This window comes from Gulosibacter massiliensis (assembly GCF_900626105.1).
Classification (GTDB): domain Bacteria; phylum Actinomycetota; class Actinomycetes; order Actinomycetales; family Microbacteriaceae; genus Gulosibacter; species Gulosibacter sediminis.
In genome coordinates this window covers 1-19502 of record NZ_UYZX01000001.1, presented here as the reverse complement: position 1 = coordinate 19502, position 19502 = coordinate 1, and the positions used below count along the sequence as shown (strand labels likewise).

At 69.2% G+C, this 19502-nt stretch carries 20 protein-coding genes and 1 pseudogene; 16 read left to right on the top strand and 5 right to left on the bottom strand.

Annotation, left to right across the window (positions count from 1 at the left end; genetic code table 11):
- Positions 1-31: 31 nt before the first annotated feature.
- Positions 32-1102, top strand: a complete 1071-nt coding sequence (gene rarD, locus EJL01_RS00100; RefSeq protein ID WP_164509668.1) for an EamA family transporter RarD — start codon at positions 32-34, stop codon at positions 1100-1102.
- Here rarD and EJL01_RS00095 read toward each other — a convergent pair.
- The gene (locus EJL01_RS00095) at positions 1029-1670 is read right to left on the bottom strand and encodes a hypothetical protein (protein ID WP_125105707.1); all 642 of its coding nucleotides are present in this window, start codon (positions 1668-1670) and stop codon (positions 1029-1031) included. The two genes, rarD and EJL01_RS00095, sit on opposite strands and share 74 nt — an antisense overlap.
- 208 nt (positions 1671-1878) lie before the next feature.
- Between EJL01_RS00095 and EJL01_RS00090 the strand changes: the two genes are divergently transcribed.
- From EJL01_RS00090 to EJL01_RS00040, 11 genes are all read left to right on the top strand, one after another.
- Positions 1879-3000, top strand: a complete 1122-nt coding sequence (locus tag EJL01_RS00090) for an ABC transporter substrate-binding protein (RefSeq protein WP_428831947.1) — start codon at positions 1879-1881, stop codon at positions 2998-3000.
- 121 nt (positions 3001-3121) lie between these two features.
- Positions 3122-3958 carry an ABC transporter permease gene (locus EJL01_RS00085; RefSeq protein WP_125105706.1) on the top strand — a complete coding sequence of 279 codons (837 nt, stop codon included), beginning with the start codon at positions 3122-3124 and terminating at the stop codon, positions 3956-3958.
- A complete protein-coding gene (locus EJL01_RS00080; protein ID WP_125105705.1) occupies positions 3955-4806 on the top strand; it encodes an ABC transporter permease in 852 nt (283 codons plus the stop codon). The genes EJL01_RS00085 and EJL01_RS00080 overlap by 4 nt, the downstream gene beginning before the upstream one ends.
- Complete coding sequence (locus EJL01_RS00075) at positions 4799-5875, top strand: ABC transporter ATP-binding protein (RefSeq protein WP_125105704.1); 1077 nt, start codon at positions 4799-4801, stop codon at positions 5873-5875. Before EJL01_RS00080 ends, EJL01_RS00075 begins: the two co-directional genes overlap by 8 nt.
- Positions 5872-6519, top strand: coding sequence for an amino acid deaminase (locus tag EJL01_RS00070; RefSeq protein ID WP_164509667.1), 648 nt, complete (start codon positions 5872-5874; stop codon positions 6517-6519). Before EJL01_RS00075 ends, EJL01_RS00070 begins: the two co-directional genes overlap by 4 nt.
- 51 nt (positions 6520-6570) lie before the next feature.
- A complete protein-coding gene (locus tag EJL01_RS00065; protein ID WP_125105702.1) occupies positions 6571-7269 on the top strand; it encodes an HAD family hydrolase in 699 nt (232 codons plus the stop codon).
- A gap of 8 nt (positions 7270-7277) precedes the next feature.
- A complete protein-coding gene (locus tag EJL01_RS00060) occupies positions 7278-8291 on the top strand; it encodes a phosphate/phosphite/phosphonate ABC transporter substrate-binding protein (RefSeq protein ID WP_125105701.1) in 1014 nt (337 codons plus the stop codon).
- A gap of 27 nt (positions 8292-8318) precedes the next feature.
- Positions 8319-9146 carry a phosphonate ABC transporter ATP-binding protein gene (gene phnC / locus EJL01_RS00055; protein WP_125105700.1) on the top strand — a complete coding sequence of 276 codons (828 nt, stop codon included), beginning with the start codon at positions 8319-8321 and terminating at the stop codon, positions 9144-9146.
- Entirely contained in the window at positions 9143-9982 is an 840-nt protein-coding gene (phnE, locus tag EJL01_RS00050; protein ID WP_125105699.1) for a phosphonate ABC transporter, permease protein PhnE, read from the top strand. Before phnC ends, phnE (EJL01_RS00050) begins: the two co-directional genes overlap by 4 nt.
- Positions 9979-10797 carry a phosphonate ABC transporter, permease protein PhnE gene (phnE, locus tag EJL01_RS00045; protein WP_125105698.1) on the top strand — a complete coding sequence of 273 codons (819 nt, stop codon included), beginning with the start codon at positions 9979-9981 and terminating at the stop codon, positions 10795-10797. Before phnE (EJL01_RS00050) ends, phnE (EJL01_RS00045) begins: the two co-directional genes overlap by 4 nt.
- Positions 10775-11650, top strand: a complete 876-nt coding sequence (locus EJL01_RS00040) for a MurR/RpiR family transcriptional regulator (protein ID WP_125105697.1) — start codon at positions 10775-10777, stop codon at positions 11648-11650. The genes phnE (EJL01_RS00045) and EJL01_RS00040 overlap by 23 nt, the downstream gene beginning before the upstream one ends.
- 30 nt (positions 11651-11680) lie before the next feature.
- Here EJL01_RS00040 and EJL01_RS00035 read toward each other — a convergent pair whose 3' ends face one another.
- From EJL01_RS00035 to EJL01_RS13170, 3 genes are read right to left on the bottom strand one after another with little or no spacing between them, the layout of a single operon-like run.
- On the bottom strand, positions 11681-12058 hold the full coding sequence (locus tag EJL01_RS00035) for a DUF4870 domain-containing protein (RefSeq protein ID WP_125105696.1): 378 nt from the start codon (positions 12056-12058) through the stop codon (positions 11681-11683).
- 42 nt (positions 12059-12100) lie between these two features.
- Complete coding sequence (locus EJL01_RS00030; RefSeq protein WP_241209057.1) at positions 12101-12451, bottom strand: dihydrofolate reductase family protein; 351 nt, start codon at positions 12449-12451, stop codon at positions 12101-12103.
- Positions 12452-12703: a hypothetical protein gene (locus tag EJL01_RS13170; RefSeq protein WP_241209056.1), complete on the bottom strand. Its 252-nt coding sequence runs from the start codon at positions 12701-12703 to the stop codon at positions 12452-12454.
- Between the two features lie 17 nt (positions 12704-12720).
- Between EJL01_RS13170 and EJL01_RS00025 the strand changes: the two genes are divergently transcribed.
- The 3 genes from EJL01_RS00025 (at position 12721) to EJL01_RS00015 (ending at position 17878) form a co-directional block, all read left to right on the top strand.
- Positions 12721-13332: a TetR/AcrR family transcriptional regulator gene (locus EJL01_RS00025; protein ID WP_125105695.1), complete on the top strand. Its 612-nt coding sequence runs from the start codon at positions 12721-12723 to the stop codon at positions 13330-13332.
- A gap of 75 nt (positions 13333-13407) precedes the next feature.
- A complete protein-coding gene (locus EJL01_RS00020; protein WP_164509666.1) occupies positions 13408-16743 on the top strand; it encodes an AAA family ATPase in 3336 nt (1111 codons plus the stop codon).
- Positions 16727-17878 carry an McrC family protein gene (locus tag EJL01_RS00015; RefSeq protein WP_125105693.1) on the top strand — a complete coding sequence of 384 codons (1152 nt, stop codon included), beginning with the start codon at positions 16727-16729 and terminating at the stop codon, positions 17876-17878. Before EJL01_RS00020 ends, EJL01_RS00015 begins: the two co-directional genes overlap by 17 nt.
- A 75-nt stretch (positions 17879-17953) precedes the next feature.
- On the opposite strand, the gene EJL01_RS00010 is transcribed toward EJL01_RS00015, so the two are convergent.
- On the bottom strand, positions 17954-18475 hold the full coding sequence (locus EJL01_RS00010) for a hypothetical protein (protein WP_125105692.1): 522 nt from the start codon (positions 18473-18475) through the stop codon (positions 17954-17956).
- 115 nt (positions 18476-18590) lie between these two features.
- On the opposite strand from EJL01_RS00010, the pseudogene EJL01_RS00005 reads away from it, so the two are divergent.
- Positions 18591-19391 (top strand): annotated as a pseudogene (locus EJL01_RS00005) (ISL3 family transposase); the annotation flags it as partial.
- Between the last annotated feature and the right edge of the window lie 111 nt (positions 19392-19502).

Here is a 19502-nt window from a genome sequence, read left to right as displayed (position 1 = left end):
TCCTAGCGTGGTGGATGTGAACGATCTCGTGATGCCCACCACCGGCGCAATCCAGGTGCTCCCCCAGCGCCCGAACGCCGACGTCGCCGCCCAGCCGGCCGCGACGTCGCCCGCGCGCATCGCGACCGCCCGCGGCATCCTCACCTCGGTCCTCGCCTCGGTCGCGTTCGCCGCACTCTTCGGCATCCCGAGCATGCTTGACGGCCTCGACGCCTCGGCCGTCTTCGGGTGGCGCATCGTCGCCGCGCTGCCGTTCCTCGCGGTCATCCTCACCCTGCTGCGGCAGTGGCCCGAGCTGCGGCGCATCCTCGGCCGTATCCGTCGCCGCCCGACCCTCGCGCTCGTGCTCGTCGCCGACGGCCTGCTCTTCGGCACGCAGACCTGGCTATTCGCGTGGGGCCCCATGAGCGGCAACGCGCTCGCCGTGTCGATGGGCTACTTCCTGCTGCCACTCATGCTCGTCGCGCTCGGCGTCGTGCTCTACCGGGAGCGCCTCAGCGGCTTCGGCATCGCAGCCGTCAGCCTCGCCGTCGTCGGCGTCACCGTCGCGCTCGCGACAGGCGCGAGCATCTCGTGGGCCACCTTCGCGGTCACGTTCGGCTACCCGGCCTACTTCGTGCTCCGTCGCCGCTTCAACCTCGACTCGCCCGCCGCCCTCGCGCTCGAGATGACAACGCTGCTGCCGATCGTGGCGGTCTTCGTGCTCCAGCCGCACTCGCTTGCCGCCGTGGCCGCGACGCCGATGAACTGGGCCGCGATCGCCCTGCTCGGCGTGCTCACGGCAATCGGCTTTGCGACCTACTCGCTCGCACAGCGGGCGCTGCCGATGAGCCTGTTCGGCATGCTGAGCTACCTCGAGCCGACGCTGTTGGTCGTCGTCTCGGTCGTGCTGCTCGGCGAATGGCTCACGTTCGCCGATGCGCTCACCTACGGCGCGATCGCGCTCGCGATCCTGCTGCTCTGTCTCGATGGTCTGCCAAAGTCGGGTCGACGCGAGGCCGGGCGCCGGCGCCGACCTCGCGCGCGGGCTACTGGGCGCCCGAGGTTCCGGACGCCTCGTCCCACGACTCAACGTGATGACGCCACTGCATCCGCACGGTAACGGTCTCGGCGGCCACGTCGACGACGGTGAGGCCGGCTTGCCGCAGCGCGGCCGCGACCTCGTCGGTGATGCCCGCGTCGGCACCCGTGACGCTGAGTAGCGTGTCGCTCGGCTCGTCAGCGTCAAGGTCCTCCCACGCGTTGACCCACAGCACGACGGTGCCGCGCTGACCCGGACGCGCGGGCACCGACGCGTGGTCGGTGAAGACGCCCGCGTCGATGTCTTCGTCTTCGAGTTCGTCGAGTGCGTCGAAGAAGCGGTCGGTGTCGGTGTGGTCGTCGACCCAGGCACCAGCCTCTTCGGCCGCGGCCTGCCAGATCACGCGCACGAGCTCGAGCGTCAGCGCATCCTCGTCGGCCTCGAGCGCCGAGACCAGCTCCTCCGGCAGCTCGTCGTCGTCCTCGTCCTCGAGGTACTCGGTGAGCAGCTCCTGCGCGTCCTCGGGGTCGAGCAGGTCTCCGGTGAGGATGCGGTCGTAGAGATCCGCGAGAAACCAGTGGTTTTCGGCGTCCTCGCCGAGCGGTGCAATCGCGGGCGCGGAGTCGCGCAAGTTCTGCTCAAGTGACATGCGTGCGAGGCTACGCAGGCTCGGTGGCGCAGAGTCGACGCGGGGGTTACCGAACGGCATCGAACCGCCGAGCGTTTACCGGAAGGTCAGCTCGGCGTCACCGAAAGGGGCCCGTTCGGTCGAAGAGCCGCCGTACGGTCGGGCAGGTGCCAGCGGCCGACGTCGGTCGGCGAGGCACGGCTCCCTCCCTAGCAGAATAGGAACCATCGTGAAACGACGTCCCTTCGTTGCGGCCTCGGCGGCCGCCCTCGTCGCCATGTTCGGCCTCACCGCGTGCAGCGGCGGCGACTCCGCCGGCACCGCCGCAAACGGCGTTGATGCCGCGGCCGCCACGAGCGCCGAGGACTTCGGCAGCTTCGACGAGCTCGTCGCCGCGGCCCAGGCCGAGGGCGAACTCAACGTCATCGCGCTGCCCGAGACCTGGGCGAACTACGGCGCGATCATCCAGGGGTTCGAAGACAAGTACGGCATCACCGTGAACTCGACGTCGCCCGACGTGTCGAGCGCCGAAGAGATCCAGGCCGCCGACAACCTCAAGGGCCAGGACACCGCCCCCGATGTGTTCGACCTCGGCACCGCGGTTGCGCTCGAGAGCACCGATTACTTCGCCCCGTACCAGGTGCAGACCTGGGACGACATCCCGGCCGAGAACAAGGAAGAGACCGGCCTGTGGGTGAACAACTACACCGGTGTCATGTCGATCGGCTACGACTCGGACCAGTTCTCGGCGCCTACCTCGCTCGATGACCTGCTCGGCTCGGAGTACGCCGGCTCGGTCGCGCTCAACGGCAACCCGACCGAGGCTGGCGCGGCGTTCGCGGGCGTCGGCATGGCGACCGTGCAGCAGGGCGGCTCGCTCGACGACTTCCAGACCGGCGTCGACTTCTTCCAGGAGCTCAACGACGCGGGCAACTTCCTCACCGTCGACCCGACCCCCGCGACCATCGCGCAGGGCGAGACCCCGGTCGTGATCGACTGGTCGTTCAACAACATCGGCCAGCAGGCCGAGACCCCGAGCTGGGAGAACGCGGTGCTCCCCGGCACCGCCTACGTGTCGTACTACAACGAGGCGATCAACGTGGATGCTCCGCACCCGGCCGCCGCGCGCCTCTGGATGGAGTGGATCTTCTCGGACGAGGTGCAGAACCTCTACCTCGAGGCCGGCGCCTTCCCCGTGCGCCTCGCCGCCATGGATGAGGCCGGAACCGTCGACGCCGACGCGCTCGAAGCCGCCGGTGGTCTGCCCGAGGAGCAGGTGACCGCGACGACCGAGGAGACCGAGGCCGCCAACGAGCTGCTCTCGACCGAATGGCCGAAGGTCATTAGCTAGCGCTCCCCCTGCCACGAAGCCGCAGCGTGCTCGATATTCGGCACCCTGCGGCTTCGTCGCCTCCCGCGCGTCCCCGCGCGACGCTCTTCCCCATCCGCTTTCGACCGTCAGAGGTGATGCCATGAAGTGGCTCGGACTCACCCCGTTCGCGCTCTACGTGCTCGTGTTTCTCGCCGTGCCCACGGTGCTCGCGATTGCCACCGGTTTCGTCGACGCCGACGGTACTTTCACCCTCGAGAACCTCGCACACCTCGGCGACCCCGTCGTGCTCGGCTCGTTCTGGAGTTCCATCTGGGTGAGCGGCCTCACCGCGATCATCGGCGCCGTGCTCGGCGCGCTGCTCTGTGTCGCCCTCACCGGCTCGAAGCCCGGCGGCGTGCTGCGCCGCATCATCGACGCCGCGTCGAGCGTGCTCGCGCAGTTCGGCGGCGTCATGCTCGCGTTCGCGTTCATCGCGACCATCGGCATCCAGGGCCTCGTGACGGTGCTGCTGCGCGACTCGCTCGGCATCGATCTCTACGCCGACGGCGTCTGGCTCTACCAGCTGCCCGGGCTCATCCTCCCCTACCTCTACTTCCAGGTGCCGCTCATGGTCATCGTCTTCCTGCCCGCCATGGAGGGGCTGCGCCGAGAGTGGGCCGAGGCGGCCGCGACGCTCGGCGGCTCGTCGTTCACCTACTGGCGGCGCATCGCCGGCCCGATCCTCGCGCCGTCGTTCCTCGGCTCGCTGCTGCTGCTGTTCGCGAACGCGTTCTCGTCGTACGCGACCGCGGCGGCGCTCATCAGCCAGGGTGCGCAGATCGTGCCGCTGCAGATTCGCGGCGCCCTCATCGCCGAGACGGGGGCCTCGCGCGCCAACACCGCCGGCGCCCTCGCGCTCGGCATGATCGTCGTCATGGTCGTCGTCATGGCCGCCTACTCGCTGCTGCAGCGCCGAGCCGCGAGGTGGCAGCGATGAGCCGCGATACGAAGCGTCGACAGCCCGCCGCGACCGTCTCCGGGCGGGCTCCGGCCTGGCTGCGCATCACGATCCTCGTCGTCATCTGCGGCCTGTTTCTTATTCCGCTGCTCGCGATGCTCGAGTTCACACTGCGCGGCGACGCGGGCTATAGCTTCGAACACTGGCAGGCGTTAGTCGACCCCGAGAACGCGCGCTCATACCGCAACCTTTGGAAGGGCGTGACGAATTCGCTGCTGCTCGCGCTCATCACGATCGTCATCGTGTGGGTGCTGTTCCTGCCGACCATCGTGCTCGTGCACCTGCGGTTCCCGCGGCTCGAGCGCGCCTTCGAGTTCCTCACGATCATGCCCATCGCGATCCCCGCGATCGTGCTCGTCGTCGGCCTCGCCCCGCTCTACCGCGTCATCGTGCAGGTGCTCGGCGGCGAGACCTGGACGCTCGCGCTCGCCTACGGCGTGCTCGTGCTGCCGTTCGCCTACCGCGCCATCGTCGCCGAGTTGCAGGGCATGGATGCGCGCACGCTCACCGAGGCCGCGCGCACGCTCGGGGCGAGCTGGTTCACGGTGCTCTGGCGCATCATCGTGCCGGGCATTCGCCGCGGCCTCACGAGCGCGACGCTCATCACGGCCGCGGTCGTGCTCGGCGAGTTCACGGTCTCGTCCCTGCTCAACCGCGTGACGCTGCAGGTCGCCCTGCTCGACGTCTCGCGCAGCGACCCCTGGGCCGCCGTGATCACCTCGCTGTGCTCGCTCATCGTCGTATTTGTTCTACTGTTCGTATTCGCCTCGATTCGTCCTCGGGGCGAGCGCCGGCGCAAGCAGAAGGAGGTCGCCGCAAATGGCTGACATCGCCACCACCGTGCGCGCCGAGCGCGGCACGCCAATCGTCTTTGACGGCGTGACGAAGGCGTACGGCGACACCACCGTGCTGCACGGCATCGACCTCGATGTGCGCCCCGGCGAGTTTGTGGCACTGCTCGGTCCGTCGGGCTGCGGCAAGACGACGATGCTGCGCTGCCTTGCGGGGCTCGAGCAGGTTTCGGGCGGGCGCATCCTCGTCGGCGACGACGACGTCGCGCCCGTGCCGGTGAACCACCGCGACATGTCGGTCGTGTTCCAGGCCTACTCCCTGTTCCCCCACATGACCGTGGCGCAGAACGTGAGCTTCGGGCTCGAGATGCGCCGGGTCGGCAAGGCCGAGCGCGCCCGTCGCGTCGACGAGGCGCTCGAGCTCGTCGGCCTCGCGGCGACGAAGGAGCGCTTCGCCCACCAGCTTTCGGGCGGCCAGCAGCAGCGAGTCGCGCTCGCCCGCGCCCTCGTCACCCGGCCGCGCGCCTTGTTGCTGGACGAACCGCTCTCGGCGCTCGACGCGAAGGTGCGCGTGCGCCTGCGCGACGAGATTAAGGCGATCCAGACAGAGCTCGGCATTACGACGATTTTCGTGACGCATGATCAGGAGGAGGCGCTCGCCGTCGCTGACCGCATCGCGGTCATGCGCGCCGGCGTGATCGAGCAGCTCGGCACGCCCGAGGAGCTCTACCGCCGCCCGACGACCCCGTTCGTCGCGAGCTTCGTCGGCGACTCGAACCGAATTCCCGGCACCTATCTCGGCGGCGAGGTGCGCTTGCCGGGCACTTCGCTCGACGTGCTGCCAGGCTCGGATGCGCAGGAGGGCGACGCCGTGACGGCGTTCGTTCGCCCCGAGCAACTGCGGCTCGATGCGGCCGACGCCGAGCACGGCGTGCCGGTCACCGTCGTGTCGAGCGGCTTCTTCGGCGCGCATCGCCGCACCGTCGTGCGCCTCGACGGCGGCGACCTCGTGACGGTGCAGCACGGCCCGGCGCAACAGTTCGTCGGCGACGACCGCGCGAAGCTGAACTACCTCGGCGACGCGGTCGCCGTGGAGGCCACGTGATGGATCGCACCGAGTGGTTGCCGCGGGCGCTCGCCGACATCGGCGAGGATGCCGCGGCCGGCCGCTTTGCGCAGTGGGGCCGCTCGACGGTCATCGACGAGAACACGGGCGGACCGGTGCTCGACCGTAAGCTGTTCGACCACCTGCACGACGCCGCAGGCATCGAGGCGACGTACCCCGTCGGCAACGCCGGGCTGCTCCACGTTTACGGCTATTGGTTCTCTGACGAGCCGACGCCGTATGGCTACAAGCGCGACCGCTGGCTCGACGGTCACCTCGCGCTGGCCCTCGGCCTGCCCGCCGAGGCGTTCCACCTCGACGGCCCGGGCACGCTGCTCGAGCGCGTGACCGCGGCCATCCGCCCCTCGCTGCTCGCTCCCCCGGCGGATGCGCGAGGCACCGCCGACGTCCGGCTCGGCTCCGCGAAGGCCCGCGTCGTGCTCCTCGGCGCGGACGAAGCGTCCAACACCGCCCTCATCTACGGCATCGATGGGGGCGACGGTTTTCGCCTCATCAGCGCTTTTCCTCTCACCGGGGACTCGCGCGCGGTGCTCGCCGACTTCGTGGAGCATCCGCGATATCGCTGGAACGCGGACGATTCGTCCAAAACGTCACCCGCTGTTCACCTAGATGTAGACCTTTAGTCCACAACGCGGCGCACTCTTGGACGCAACGTCCACAACCGAGGAGCGCCCGTGACCGCAACCATCATCTTCGACTTCGACGGCACCGTTGCCGTCGGCGACGGCCCCGTGTGGGCCTACGCCCGCGTGGCCGCGGAGTCGGCGAGTGCGGCGTACCTCGACCGGGTCGCGACCGACCTCGCCGACTATAACGCGGGCGGCTCGGCGTATCGCGATGGCTACGACGTCGTCGGTTCGCTCGCCCGCGCCGACGGGGTCGACGAGGCCACCCTGAGCCGCGCCTACCAGCACAGCCGCACCCAGCTCGGCACCGACGAGGCACCCGTCGCCCCGGCCAAGGGCCTCGCCGAGCTCGTCGCTCGACTCGATCCGAGCATCCGCCTCGTTCTCGCGACGAACGCACCCGCCGATGGCATTGAGCGCGCCCTCGAGACCTGGGGCCTCGCCGAATCGTTCGCCGAGCGCCACTTCACCGTGGGCAAGCCCGCCGGGCTCGAGCCGATCATCCGCGCCGCCCTCGAGGCTGGCCCGGTGCTGTCGATCGGCGACATCTTCGAGTCTGACCTCGCCCCGGCCGCCGCGCTCGGCGCCACCACCGCTCTTGTCGGCGCGACCGCCGCGAGCTCGACCGAACAGCCCACGCTGCGCGGCCGCACGCTCGCCGAACTCGTGCCCGACATTCTCGCCTGGTCCGCAACCGCGGCCAGCTCTCCCGCGTCACCCCACCCCACTACCAGCATCGAAAGGTAACTCCGAGCATGCGCAAGTCCCTTGCCGCCACCAGCCTCCTCGCCGTGGCCGCCCTCACCCTCACCGGCTGTGCCGCCGGCGACTCCGACGCGTCCGCCACCGCCGGCTCGAGCGAATGGCCCGAGTCGATCACCATCTCGCTCGTGCCCTCGACCGAGGGTGAAGACCTCGCCGAGGCGCTCGACCCGCTCACCACCTACCTCTCGGACCAGCTCGGCATCGAGGTGAACGGCGTCGTTGCCACCGACTACGCCGCCACGGTGGAGGCGCTCGGCGCCGACCAGGCCCAGGTCGTCATCACCGACGCCGGCTCGCTCTACAACGCGATCAACCAGTACGACGCGAAGCTCATCCTGCGCGACGTGCGCTTCGGCGCCACCTCGTACTCGTCGGTGGCCTACACGAACAACCCCGACAAGTACTGCGACGACGAGCCCGTCATGGCGACCTACGCCGCGAGCGATGTCGAGATGTCGTACTGCAACGGCATCGAAGAGGCCGGCGCCAACGCGACCGGGCAGGGCCCCCTCGGCCTCGACGCGCTGAAGAAGATCGACGACGGCACGAAGGTCGCCCTCCAGGCCGCAACCTCGCCCGCCGGCTACCAGTACCCGATCGTCGCGATGCAGGACGCGGGCATCGACACCGACAACGGCATCCAGCAGGTGCCCGTTGAGGGCAACAACAACGCGGTGCTCTCGGTCTACAACGACGACGCCGAGGTGAGCTTCGGCTTCTGGGACGCCCGCTCGACCGTGCTCGAAGAGGCGCCGGACGTCTCGGAGAAGGTCGTCGCGTTCGGCTACACCGAGCAGATCCCGAACGGCGGCGTCGCCGTCTCGCAGTCGCTGCCCGACGACCTCGTCGAGCAGCTCACCTCCGCGATGGACGAGTACGCCGACTCCTCGGACGAGGCCGCCGACGTCATGTTCAACCTCGTGGGCCTGTCGGACTGGACCGCTGACACGCAGCAGGAGCAGATCGACCGCTACGGCGAGATCCTCGCCAAGTTCCAGAACTAATCACCAACTCCCCTAGGGCACATCCGCATGCACACTGATGCAGGCCGCGTGGAGGCCGGGCTCGCCCCGGCCTCCACGTCGTGGCACGTAGAACTCGACCAGGTCTCGGTGACCTACCCGAACGGCACCCGCGCGCTGCGCGACGTGTCGCTGCGGGTGGAGCCGGGCGAAATGGTGTCGATCGTCGGCCTTTCGGGCTCGGGCAAGTCGACGCTAATCCGCACCATCAACGGGCTCGTCGAGGCGAGCTCGGGCACCGTCACGGTCGGCCCGCACACCGTGACGGGCCTGCGTGGCCGCGCCCTGCGCGAGGTGCGCGGCCACGTCGGCATGATCTTCCAGGGCTTCAACCTCGCCGAACGCACCGACGTGTTCCACAACGTGCTCGTTGGCCGCTTCGCGCACTCGCCCGCTTGGCGCACGCTGCTCGGCCTCCCATCGGCCGACGACCGCGAGCTCGCGTTGCGCGCGCTCGACTCGGTCGGCATGCTCGAGAAGGTCTGGGCCCGCGGCGGCGCGCTCTCGGGCGGGCAGAAGCAGCGCGTCGCGATCGCACGCGCCCTGACGCAGGAGCCGAGCGTGATGCTCGCCGACGAGCCCGTCGCGAGCCTCGACCCGCCCACGGCGCACGCCGTCATGGGCGACCTGCGCCGCATCAACCGCGAGCGCGGCCTCACGGTGCTCGTGAACATCCACCTCATGGACCTCGCTCGGCAATACACAACCCGCATGATCGGCCTGCGGGCCGGCGAGATCGTCTACGACGGGCCCGCTGGCGCCGCGACTGACGCCGACTTCGAGCAGATCTACGGACGCCCGATTCAGGCGCGCGACGTGATGGGCCGGGCGGAATGACCGTCGACACCTCGGTGCGAGCGGCCGAACGCGGCGGCTCGGGTGAGCTGCGACTGCCGCCGCGCCCCCGCAACCGAGTGCGCACCGCGCTCATCCTGCTCGCTATTGCCGCGATGACGATTGCCACGTGCATCCCCGCCATCGGCGGCGTCGAGCTCGACCTCGGCGCCATCGTGCGCAACTGGCGTAACGGCGCCGACAAGCTCGTCCAGCTGCTGCAGCCGAACTTCGAGTTCCTGCCGCGCACCGTTCAGCCGATGCTCGAGACGCTGCAGATGGCGATCGTCGGCGCGTTCGTCGCGGCGATCGTGTCGGTGCCGCTCACGCTATGGGCCGCGAAGCCGACGAACCCGAACTCGTTCGGCCGCGGCGTCGTGCGCACCATCATCAACGTCGTGCGCTCGGTGCCCGACCTCGTCTACGCAACCGTGCTCGTCGCGATGGTCGGTGTCGGCGCGCTGCCCGGCCTGCTCACGCTGTTCCTGTTTGACCTCGGCATCGTCGTGAAGCTCGTGTCGGAGGCGATCGATTCGGCCGACCACGGCTACATGGAGGCCGGCCGCGCCGCCGGCGGCAGCCAGCTGCAGATCAACCGCGTCACGGCGCTGCCCCAGACCTGGCCGCTGTTCGCAAACCAGTGGCTCTACACGCTCGAACTCAACGTGCGCATCTCGGCGATCCTCGGCATCGTGGGCGCCGGCGGCATCGGCCGCCTGCTCGACGAGCGCCGCGGCTTCTACGCCTATGAGGATGTCTCGGTGATCATCCTCGAAATTCTTGTCGTCGTCGTGCTCATCGAGCTCTGCTCGAATGCACTGCGAAGGAGGCTCACATGACCGCGCTCGCGCTGCCCCAGCGCCCGCCGCGCCGCTGGTCGACGGTGTTCGCCGTCGTCGCCGGGCTCATCATCCTCGCCTCGGCCGCCGGCCTCCAGATTCAGTGGAGCGACCTGCCCGAGATTCCTGCAAGCGTCGCGAATTACCTGCAGCTCATGTTCTCCTCGCCGAATTGGGAGAAGCTGCCGCGCGCCCTCACCGAGATGTGGCGGTCGATCTCGATGGCGTGGCTCGGCGCGATCCTCTGCGTCGTCGTGTCGGTGCCCCTCGGCATGCTCGCCGCACGCGGCGTCGGCCCCGCTTGGCTGCGCGCCCTGCTTCGGGCGATCTTCGCCGTGATCCGCGCCGTGCCCGAGGTGATCATCGCGATCATCCTGCTCACCGTGACCGGCCTCACGCCGTTCACCGGCGCGCTCGCCCTCGGCATCGCGGGCATCGGCACGCAGGGCAAGTGGGTATACGAAACCATCGAGTCGGCGCAGGAGGGCGCATCCGAGGCGGTGCGCGCGGCCGGCGGTTCGACGGCCGAAGTGACCCGCTGGGCGCTCTGGCCCGCCGTCGCCCCCGCGCTCATGTCGTTCGCCCTCTACCGCTTCGAGATCAACATCCGTACCTCGGCCGTGCTCGGCCTCGTCGGCGCGGGCGGCATCGGCAGTATGCTCTCGAACTACACGAACTATCGGCAGTGGGACACGGTCGGCATGCTGCTCATTGTCGTGATTGTCGCGACGATGATCGTCGACGCGATCTCGGGAGCGATTCGTCGTCGGATCATGGAGGGAGCGCGGTCACGTGAGCTGGCAAGGGTCGTCTGACGCACCGCCGTCGGCGCGCATCGGTTCACTGTCGCCCTCGCTGCAGCCCGGCGAACGTCGCGTCGCCGAGGCGATCGTCGCCGACCGCAGCGGCACTGTCGAGCGCACGGCGCAAGAACTCGCGGATGCGGTGGGCGTCGGCCGCACGACGGTCATTCGCGCCGCCCAGTCGCTCGGCTACGAGGGCTACCCGCAGCTGCGCGTTGCCCTCGCGCAGGAGCTTGCGCTCGAGACCTCGGCCCGTGTCGCGGCAGGTGAGGATGCGGGCGACGGCACGATGGTCGGCTCAGTACGCGCAGGCGTGCAGCGCTTCGGCGCGCGCCTCAGCCACACGGTGTCGGCGCTCACCGAGGAGTCGGTCGGCGCGTTCGTGCGCGGGCTCGATGAGGCCGAGCGCGTGCTCGTTATCGCGAACGGACTCTCGTCGTCGCTCGGGTTGGACCTCGTGCTGCGGCTCAACTCGGCGGGGCGCCCCGCCGAAATGCTCATGGATTCGATGTCGCAACAGATCTCCGCACGCCTGCTCGGCGCGGGTTCGGTTTGCGTCGTGCTGTCTGGTTCGGGCGCGAATCGATCGACGCTCGAGGCGATGCGGGCCGCGAAGGCAAGCGGGGCACGGGTGCTCGCGATCACCTCGTTCGCCCGCTCGGTGCTCGCCGACGAGGCCGACGTCGTGCTCGTCGCGCCACCGATCAACGAGTCGTTTCAGGACGAGCTGATTCACACCTCGCGGGCCGCGCTCATGCTGCTCACGGAGCAGCTCGTTGACCAACTCATCGCGCATCGCGGCGATCGAGGCCGCGATGCGCAGGCCGCCGCCGTGTCGATGCTCGGGGCCGGGCTGCACGAGTAGTTCGTGCGGCCGGGCTTCGGCTGGCTGGCGCTAGCTGAGGATGCGGATCTGCCAGGGGTACTTGTACTGGTGCCCGCCCGAGGTGCGCACGGCGCCCCAGATGCCGAGAATCAGCGTAAGCAGGTTGCCGAGGATGATCAGCAGGATGCCGATCGGCAGCAGGATGATCGTGAAGCAGAGGACCCAGCCGACGACCGACATCAACCACGCGCTGATCTGGAAATTGAAGGCGCCCGCGGCCGCCGTGCGCACGAACGGCGAGTGGTTGCGGTAGAAGAGCCAGACAATGAGCGGGCCGGCGATCGCGAGCCAGCCCGCCGAGACGATGGCCGCAATCGGGGCGGAAAGGTGCGCGAGCACCGCGGCACCGCGCTCCTGGGTCGAGACGTTCTGAGGCTGGTGAGTCATGCCCCAATTATCGCGCGCCGCCCGCCGCGAAGCCTGAATCGGCTACTTCACGACGCGGTAGCGGCCGCACAGGAAGGCGCGGTTGCGGGCGACGTCGATGAGCTCGAGCTCGGGGGCGCGCGGGAGCAGGGGCGCGCCCGCCCCCAGGGTGACCGGAGCGTACTGGAGCCAGGCCTCATCCAGGAGCCCCGCATCCGCGAACTGGCCAGCGAGGTCTCCCCCACCGACGACCCAGAGGTCTCGCCCGTCGGCCTCGGCGGTCATCTCGGCGTGCACGTCGCGGAGGCTCGCCTGGGTGAAGCGCACGTCCGCGCCCTCCGGCGGCGCGAGGTCGCGGTGCGTGAACACCCACGTGGGCTGCCCGTACGACCAGACGGAGTCGTGCTCGCGCACCTAGTCATAGGTCGACGCGCCCATCTCGAGCGCGCCGATGCCCTCGACGAGGGTCATCGGCACGCCGAATGTGGCGTTCGCGTGCGGATGCGGTGCGGCCGAGTGCGCGGTCGTCCAGAGAAAGTGACCGAAGGTGTCGTTGTGGGATGGGTCGGATGCGCGGGGCCAGCAAGGGGATGGACGCAGCAGAGGTTGTCTGCCGCTTCGATTTAACGCGGTAGGGCGGCGTTCGCGTAAGTCGGCGCCGCGCATTACTACACTTGACGTCCATGTCGAGCGAGCACCCGGAGACCAGCGAACCGCAGCCGACGCGAGCGCCGGACCCGCGGCCCGCGCGCACCCGCGCCGCGATCAAGTATGCGGTTGGTCGCCTCGCCGAGCGGCCGGGCACCGACATGACGGTGAATGCGATCACCCGCGAGGCGGGGGTGTCGCGGAGCGCGTTCTACGACCAGTTTTCCGACCTGGATGCGCTCGCGATCGACATGCTCGCGGAGGTATTCCGCACCTATTCGACGGCCGATACGGCTGCGCTGCGCGCGGGCACCCCGTCGGTGGTCGCGGCGACGACGGCACTCGAATGCCTCGTCGACTACCTCGACGAGCACCGGACGTTCTTCGTGAGTTCGCTCGAGTGGCGCACCTCGTCGCGCGTGCCGGAGTCGGTGAACGAGGCGCTCGCCGCGTCGTATCGCGACGTGTTCGACGCGATGGGCGACGCCGTGCCCGCGTCGATCAACCGCGACGACGCCGCGCTGTTCCTGGCCGGCGGCTCGATCACGCTGATCGCGGCCTGGATGCGCACCTCGTCGCCCGCGCCGAAGCGCGAGTTGGTCGAGCGCATCATCGCGCAGCAGCCGGGCTGGCTCCTCGGGGCGTAACTGGCCGCGCGCATCCGCGTCGCTGGCGGCCGATAAGCTCAGGGGAGCCGTGAGAGAGGACCAACGATGGCGAACGTGTGGCTAATCCGCAACGACGTGTTCGACAGCGAGCTCGAGCGTGACGGGTTCGTGTCGATCGGGTGGGACGAGGTCGGCGACCTGAGCCAGTCCAACCTCGAGACCGCTGCCCTCGTCGACGAGCTGAAAAAGACCCACGCCGACGCCTCGCGCGGCAGCCTCATCGCGTGGGCGGGCGTCCTCCGGCGATTCTACGAAGAGATCGAGGTCGGCGACGTCGTCGTCGCGCCGTACGACCAGAGCCACCGAATGCGCGTCGGCAAGATCACCGGCGACTACTTCTACGACGGCACGCAGCCGCAGCACCGCCACCGCTACCCGGTCGAGTGGGAGGTCACCGACATGCTCCGCGACGCCCTGCCGGTCGAGACGCGCAACGGGCTGAAGAGCATCCAGACTCTGTCGCGAGTGCGTCGCGACCCAGAGCTCTACGAGGCCATCGCCAGCGACCCCGAGCAGGCAAACAAGTACCGGTTCGCCAGCCACCCGGGGCCCGCGGCCCCGGAGCCGACGCGCAGCGTCTGGCTCGTCTCCGCGATGCATGGCAAGAACGACCGCACCGAGGCCCTGATCGCCGGCGGCTTCTGGACGCTCGCCGACGGTCTCCCCGCCGAGGCCGCCGCGATGCGGCCCGGCGACCGCATTGCGATCAAGTCGACCTACGTGCGCAAGTATGACCTCCCGTTCGACGCGCAGGGCCGCCCCGTGTCGTGCATGCGGGTCAAGGCGCGCGGCGAAATCGTCGCGGTCGAGGACGACCGCGTGCGCGTCGCGTGGGACTCGGCGTTCGAGCCGCGCGAGTGGTACTACTACACGTTCCGCGGCTCGGTTTGGCGCCTCGACCCCGAGAGTCCGTACGCCGAGCAGCTCGAGCGCTTCGTGTTCGAGGATGCGCCGCAGGACATCGACGCGTTCCTCGCGGATTCGCGCTGGTCGCGTTCGGAGGAAGCGGCCGACGACGCCGAGGCGCAGGCCGAGACCACGAAGACGTTCCGTCTGTCGCGCCCGTCGGCCGACATCATCTACGAGCTCGCCGACCGCTGGCGCAACGCACTCATCGAGGGCCGCTCGCTCTTCACGGGCGCGCCGCTCAACTACGACGCCGCGGTGCGCGACCTCGTCACCTACTTCGTGGAGCGGCCCGACGAGGGCGAAGGCTCGTTCCTTGAGAAGCTCTACACCCAGCTCGAGCCGGCCGCCGATGAGGCGATCCTGCTCGCGGCCGAGCTCTTCTATGTTTATTGCCTGCCGATGCTCCCGGCTTCGATGCGTGCCGCCACCAAGCAGGCCCAGATCGACGCCATCCTCGGCTGGCGCGAGACACTCCCTGCGCTGCCCGAAGACCTCGCGCGTGCCCTCGCCACCGGCATCATCCCGGGCGGCACGGGATACCAGACCTACCGGTGGCGGCTCCTGCAGTTCCTCATCCGGCTCACGGAGGAACTCTCCGCGCTCCCCCGAGACGCGCGCGAGGGCACCCTGACAACGTGGGGCGACTTTGAGTCGCTCCTCGAGCGCATCGACGTGCCGGCATCCGGCCCGCTGCAGCGCCTCATCGAGCACCTCTGGTTCCCCGAATACGCGATCAACAGTGCTGCCCTGGAGGATCGCAAGCGCATCCTCAGGGCCTACGCCGAGCTCGTCCCCTCCGGCACGCAGCGCGACTTGCTCAACGCCGTCGAGCCGAACCTCCGTTACGGCGACCGCCGCGAGGTGAACTTCTTCGCGGCGCCACTCGTGTTCGATTGGCGCGAGCCGAACGAAACCCAGCTGACCTGGGCGGCGTGGGCCTCGCTCGTGCGCGAAGGCCTCGAGCCCGACGCGACCACAACGAGGTCGGAGCCCGTCACGCTCGAAGCGCTCCCGAGCATCCTTGAACCGCTCTATGAGCTACAGACGGATGCGGCGAAGTCGCTGATCGCCTGGCTGCGCGATAACCCCGGGACTGGCACGGAGTTGCTCGAGCGCGTGCGCCTCGACGAGCCCTCCCGCGCGATCGACGAGCTGCATGAGGTGACCGGCTTCGCGGGCTCGGTCGACGAGTTCGTCGAGGCTGCGTCGACCCTGCTGCACACCCTGAATCCTGCGCGGCCCCAGTTCTTCCGCGCGAACCTGCCGTCACTGCGCGAGCAGCTCGCGAACATCGACACGTCAGTGGCTGGCGGCCCGGGCGAGTCGTACCAGACGCTGCTCGAGGCGACCGGCACACTGCAGCGCACGCTGCTCGAGCGCGAGGGCATAGACCTCAGCCCGGCGACCGCCGCCGATCTCGCGCAGCAGACACTCGAGCTGAACCCCGCCGACACCGATTGGCCGGCCGAGCTCGCCGAGGCGTACCTCGACTGGCGCGCCGGGCGCAGAGTTGTGTCGCCCGACTCTGTTGCAGCGGAGCTGCGCGTCGAAAACGCCGTCACCGCCGAGAATGCACCTGCAAAACCTGCCTCGACGAAGCCGATTCCGCAGACCCTCGAAGAGCTCGCGGATTCGCTCGGCTTCACGACCCGCTCGAGCCGCGACTGGCTCACGCTGACGCGCGACCTGCTGCTCGACAAGCGACAGATCATCCTGCAGGGCCCTCCCGGCACGGGCAAAACGTTCGTCGCGCAGGGGCTCTCCCGGTTCCTCACGCGCGACCGCAACCGTGTGACGCTCGTGCAGTTCCACCCGGCGACCTCGTACGAGGACTTCGTGCAGGGCCTGCGCCCCGACCCGGGCGTGCCCGGCGCGTTCGCGCTGCGCAACGGCCCGCTCATGGAGGTCGCTGAGCGCGCCCGCCGCAACCCCGACCACCTCCACGTGCTCGTGATCGATGAGATCAACCGCGCGAACCTCCCCGCGGTGTTCGGCGAGCTCTACTTCCTACTTGAGTACCGCGAGGCCGAGGTCACGCTGAACTACGGCGACCGCTTCACACTGCCGAAGAACCTCCTGTTCATTGGCACGATGAACACCGCCGACCGCTCGATCGCCGCGATCGACGCCGCGCTCCGACGCCGCTTCGTGATCCGCGACCTCCGCCCCGGCGAGGCCCCGATGACCGACGTGCTCGACGCATGGTTGTCGGCCCGCGCATCCGATCTCGGCTGGCTCGGCGCGCTGCTCGACGAAGCGAACCGCATCATCGCCGACCCGGACCAGGCGATCGGCCCGAGCCACTTCCTCCTACCCGAGGAGCGCCTCACCGAGCAGAACGCCCACCGGGCCTGGGATTTCACGGTGATGCCGACGCTGCGCGAGCTGTTCTACGGGCAGCCCGACCGCGTCGCGCGCCTTGAGTTCGACGCACTGAAGGCGGCGGTGCGGATCGACGAGACCGATGCTGCAGCTGACTGAGCATCGCCGCAGCGCGCCCGTCGCGCTCACGGTCGGCCAGCAGCAGAAGCTACGCGCCTGGTTCGACGCGGAGTTTGAGCCGGCGCCGGGCGGGCTCGTGACCGTGACCCCTGGCGCCCGCGTCGGCGGCGCGGTCGTCGACGGCCTCGCGGTGTCGGTGCGGCCGAAGATCCCGGTCGAGCGGCTGCTGCAGCTGCTCAGCGAGATCGCCGACCCGTACGGCTGGCTCGAGCACGACGATGCCGTCGCGAGCGCGAAGACGGTCGAGGATGCGGTGGCCGCGCTCTTCGTGCGGGCGTGCCAGCAGACCTTCCGCCGCGGGCTCCTGCACTCGTACCGGCGCACGCGCCAGGACCTCGGGTTCGTGCGCGGCAAGGTGCTGATTCCGCAGACAATCCGCCGCTTCGCCCCGGTGCCCGTCGCGGTCGAGGCCGACGTGTTCGACGAGGACAACCTCGAAAACCGGGTGCTTCGGGCCGCCCTGCAGGTGGTTCGGCTGTCGCCCGTTGTGTCGCATCGCACGCGCTCGGACGCGCACCGGCAGTGGCGCGAGGTGCGCGACGTCGCGCGCCTACGCGACCCGCTCGAGGCGTCGCGGCGCATCGTGTGGACGCGCCAGAACCTCTGGTACGAGCGGGCAATTCGCCTCGCGCGCATCGTGCTCGCGTCGGGCTCGATTTCGCCGGATGCGGGCGACACGACGATCCCCGGCTTCGTCCTGAACATGCCCCAGGTCGTCGAGCAGTGGGTGCGCACGCGACTGCGCCGCGCTTGGTCACTCGACGCGCGGGTCATGCCGGATGCGTGGAAGAAGCAGCTCTGGCTCGACGCCGGGCGGCGCGTGGAGTTGCAGCCCGACCTCGGCGTGCGGGTCGGCGGCGACTGGCGGTTCGTCGGCGACGTGAAGTACAAGGTGCTCCAGCCCTCGGGCGCGCGCCGCGACGACGTCTACCAGCTCAACGCCTACCTCACCGCGACCCGGATACTCGACGGCGTGCTCGTCTACGCGGGGGACGCCGGGCGCGACGAAACCCTCGTTGTTGGCGACCGGCGCATCCATGTCGTGTCGGTCGATCTGTCACGAGAGGATGCGGGACTCGAGCTGGCGCGTAAGCTCGCGCAGTTCGCGCCGTAGGGCGACCGCACGGAATGTCCCCGATGTCCCAAAAATCTCGACGGAAATGGGATATCGGGGACATTCTGTGGGCGGCTACTCGCGCAGGTACATCCAGCCGGTCTGCGAGCCCCAAATGCGGTCTTCGCTCGGATAGTCGCTGCCCGTGAAGTTCTCCGCCGGCACCCGCAGCTCGATGCCGGCACCGCAATACGTGCCAAACGGGGCGTCGCCCTGCGAGAGCACGACGCAGCCGTCGGAGTCCTCGTCCACGACCGAGATCGTGAGCGAGGGCGTGCCCGAGTCGAACGCCACGTTCGGCCATTCGATGGTGATGCAGCCTTCGTCGGTCGGGCTGTCGGCTGCAGCGCACCAGCGGCCGTTGACGGCTGCGGGTTCGAGCTCGTCCGCGTCCTCGGATTCAGCTAGGCCGGTCGTCGCCGATGGCTCCTCCAACTCCTCGGGCTCGGCCGATTCGCTCGGCGCGGCGGTCTCGGCCGCATCGACCGATTCCGTCGCGTCGACGTTCGTGACCGGATCCCCGTCGACACCACTGTCGCCGGTTGCCGTGCATCCGGTCACGGCCACTGCGAACATCAAGCCGATGCTCGCAACCATTGCAGGCTCTTCGTAGTTGAGGGTGTAGCCCGGGGGTCGGGCGGCGGTGACTGGATAGGGGTCGAGGTCCCCCGAGGATGGAAGTTCCTACACTCACCATCCGGAAGACCTCGACGTGCTCAACGCTACCTTCGCCGCGCCCGACCTCACCACGTTCTGCCGCCTCGATGAGCTCGGCCTCGAGGCGGCAGAACGTGGTGAGGTCGGGCGCCTCGATGAGCTCGGCCTCGAGGCCGTCGGGCAGCATCTCGACGCGGATCGGGCGGTGATCGAGTGCCGCGTTGTCGACGACGATCCGTGGTGCCGCAAGTGCGCAGCAGAGGGCGTGCCGCGAGACACCGTGGTCCGTCGGCTCGCGCATGAGCCGTTCGGGCACCGGCCCACGATCCTGCAGGTGAGGGTGCGCCGCTACCGATGCTCCCACTGCGGGAAGACATGGCGGCAGGACACGTCGAAGGCCGCAGCGCCTCGCGCGAAGATCTCGCGGGGCGGGTTGTGCTGGGCGCTGACCGCGATCGTCGTCGATCACCTCACCGTGACACGCGCCGCAGCCGGTCTCGGGGTGTCGTGGCATACCGCGAACACCGTAATCATCGCCGAGGGTCGGCGCCTTCTGATCGATGACGCGGCTCGGTTCGATGGCGTCACCACGATCGGTGTCGATGAGCACGTCTGGCGGCACACGCGGCTGGGCGACAAGTACGTGACGGTGATCATCGACCTCACCCCGGCCCGCGAGAACACGGGTCCTGCACGGCTGTTGGACATGGTCGAGGGCCGCTCCAAGGCTGTCTTCAAGCAGTGGCTCGCGGGTCGCCCGCAGGCATGGCGAGACGGAATAGAGGTGGTTGCGATGGACGGGTTCAGCGGGTTCAAGACGGCCGCCGCGGAAGAGCTGCCGGGTCCGCTGAAGGTTTGGTTGACCTCCGGGTTTATGCCGCCAGTGTAGCGGCTGGGTTCATGATGAGTTCGAACTCGATGGGGGTGAGTTTCCCGAGTCGGCGTTGACGGCGTTTGCGGTGGTACT

Excerpts from the sequence above, each read along its gene's own strand:
- rarD (WP_164509668.1), top strand. The coding sequence starts at position 32 with ATGCCCACCACCGGCGCAATCCAGGTGCTCCCCCAGCGCCCGAACGCC.
- EJL01_RS00095 (WP_125105707.1), bottom strand. The coding sequence starts at position 1,670 with ATGTCACTTGAGCAGAACTTGCGCGACTCCGCGCCCGCGATTGCACCG.
- EJL01_RS00085 (WP_125105706.1), top strand. The coding sequence starts at position 3,122 with ATGAAGTGGCTCGGACTCACCCCGTTCGCGCTCTACGTGCTCGTGTTT.
- EJL01_RS00080 (WP_125105705.1), top strand. The coding sequence starts at position 3,955 with ATGAGCCGCGATACGAAGCGTCGACAGCCCGCCGCGACCGTCTCCGGG.
- EJL01_RS00075 (WP_125105704.1), top strand. The coding sequence starts at position 4,799 with ATGGCTGACATCGCCACCACCGTGCGCGCCGAGCGCGGCACGCCAATC.
- EJL01_RS00060 (WP_125105701.1), top strand. The coding sequence starts at position 7,278 with ATGCGCAAGTCCCTTGCCGCCACCAGCCTCCTCGCCGTGGCCGCCCTC.
- phnC (WP_125105700.1), top strand. The coding sequence starts at position 8,319 with ATGCACACTGATGCAGGCCGCGTGGAGGCCGGGCTCGCCCCGGCCTCC.
- phnE (WP_125105699.1), top strand. The coding sequence starts at position 9,143 with ATGACCGTCGACACCTCGGTGCGAGCGGCCGAACGCGGCGGCTCGGGT.
- phnE (WP_125105698.1), top strand. The coding sequence starts at position 9,979 with ATGACCGCGCTCGCGCTGCCCCAGCGCCCGCCGCGCCGCTGGTCGACG.
- EJL01_RS00035 (WP_125105696.1), bottom strand. The coding sequence starts at position 12,058 with ATGACTCACCAGCCTCAGAACGTCTCGACCCAGGAGCGCGGTGCCGCG.
- EJL01_RS13170 (WP_241209056.1), bottom strand. The coding sequence starts at position 12,703 with ATGCGCGGCGCCGACTTACGCGAACGCCGCCCTACCGCGTTAAATCGA.
- EJL01_RS00025 (WP_125105695.1), top strand. The coding sequence starts at position 12,721 with ATGTCGAGCGAGCACCCGGAGACCAGCGAACCGCAGCCGACGCGAGCG.
- EJL01_RS00015 (WP_125105693.1), top strand. The coding sequence starts at position 16,727 with ATGCTGCAGCTGACTGAGCATCGCCGCAGCGCGCCCGTCGCGCTCACG.
- EJL01_RS00010 (WP_125105692.1), bottom strand. The coding sequence starts at position 18,475 with ATGGTTGCGAGCATCGGCTTGATGTTCGCAGTGGCCGTGACCGGATGC.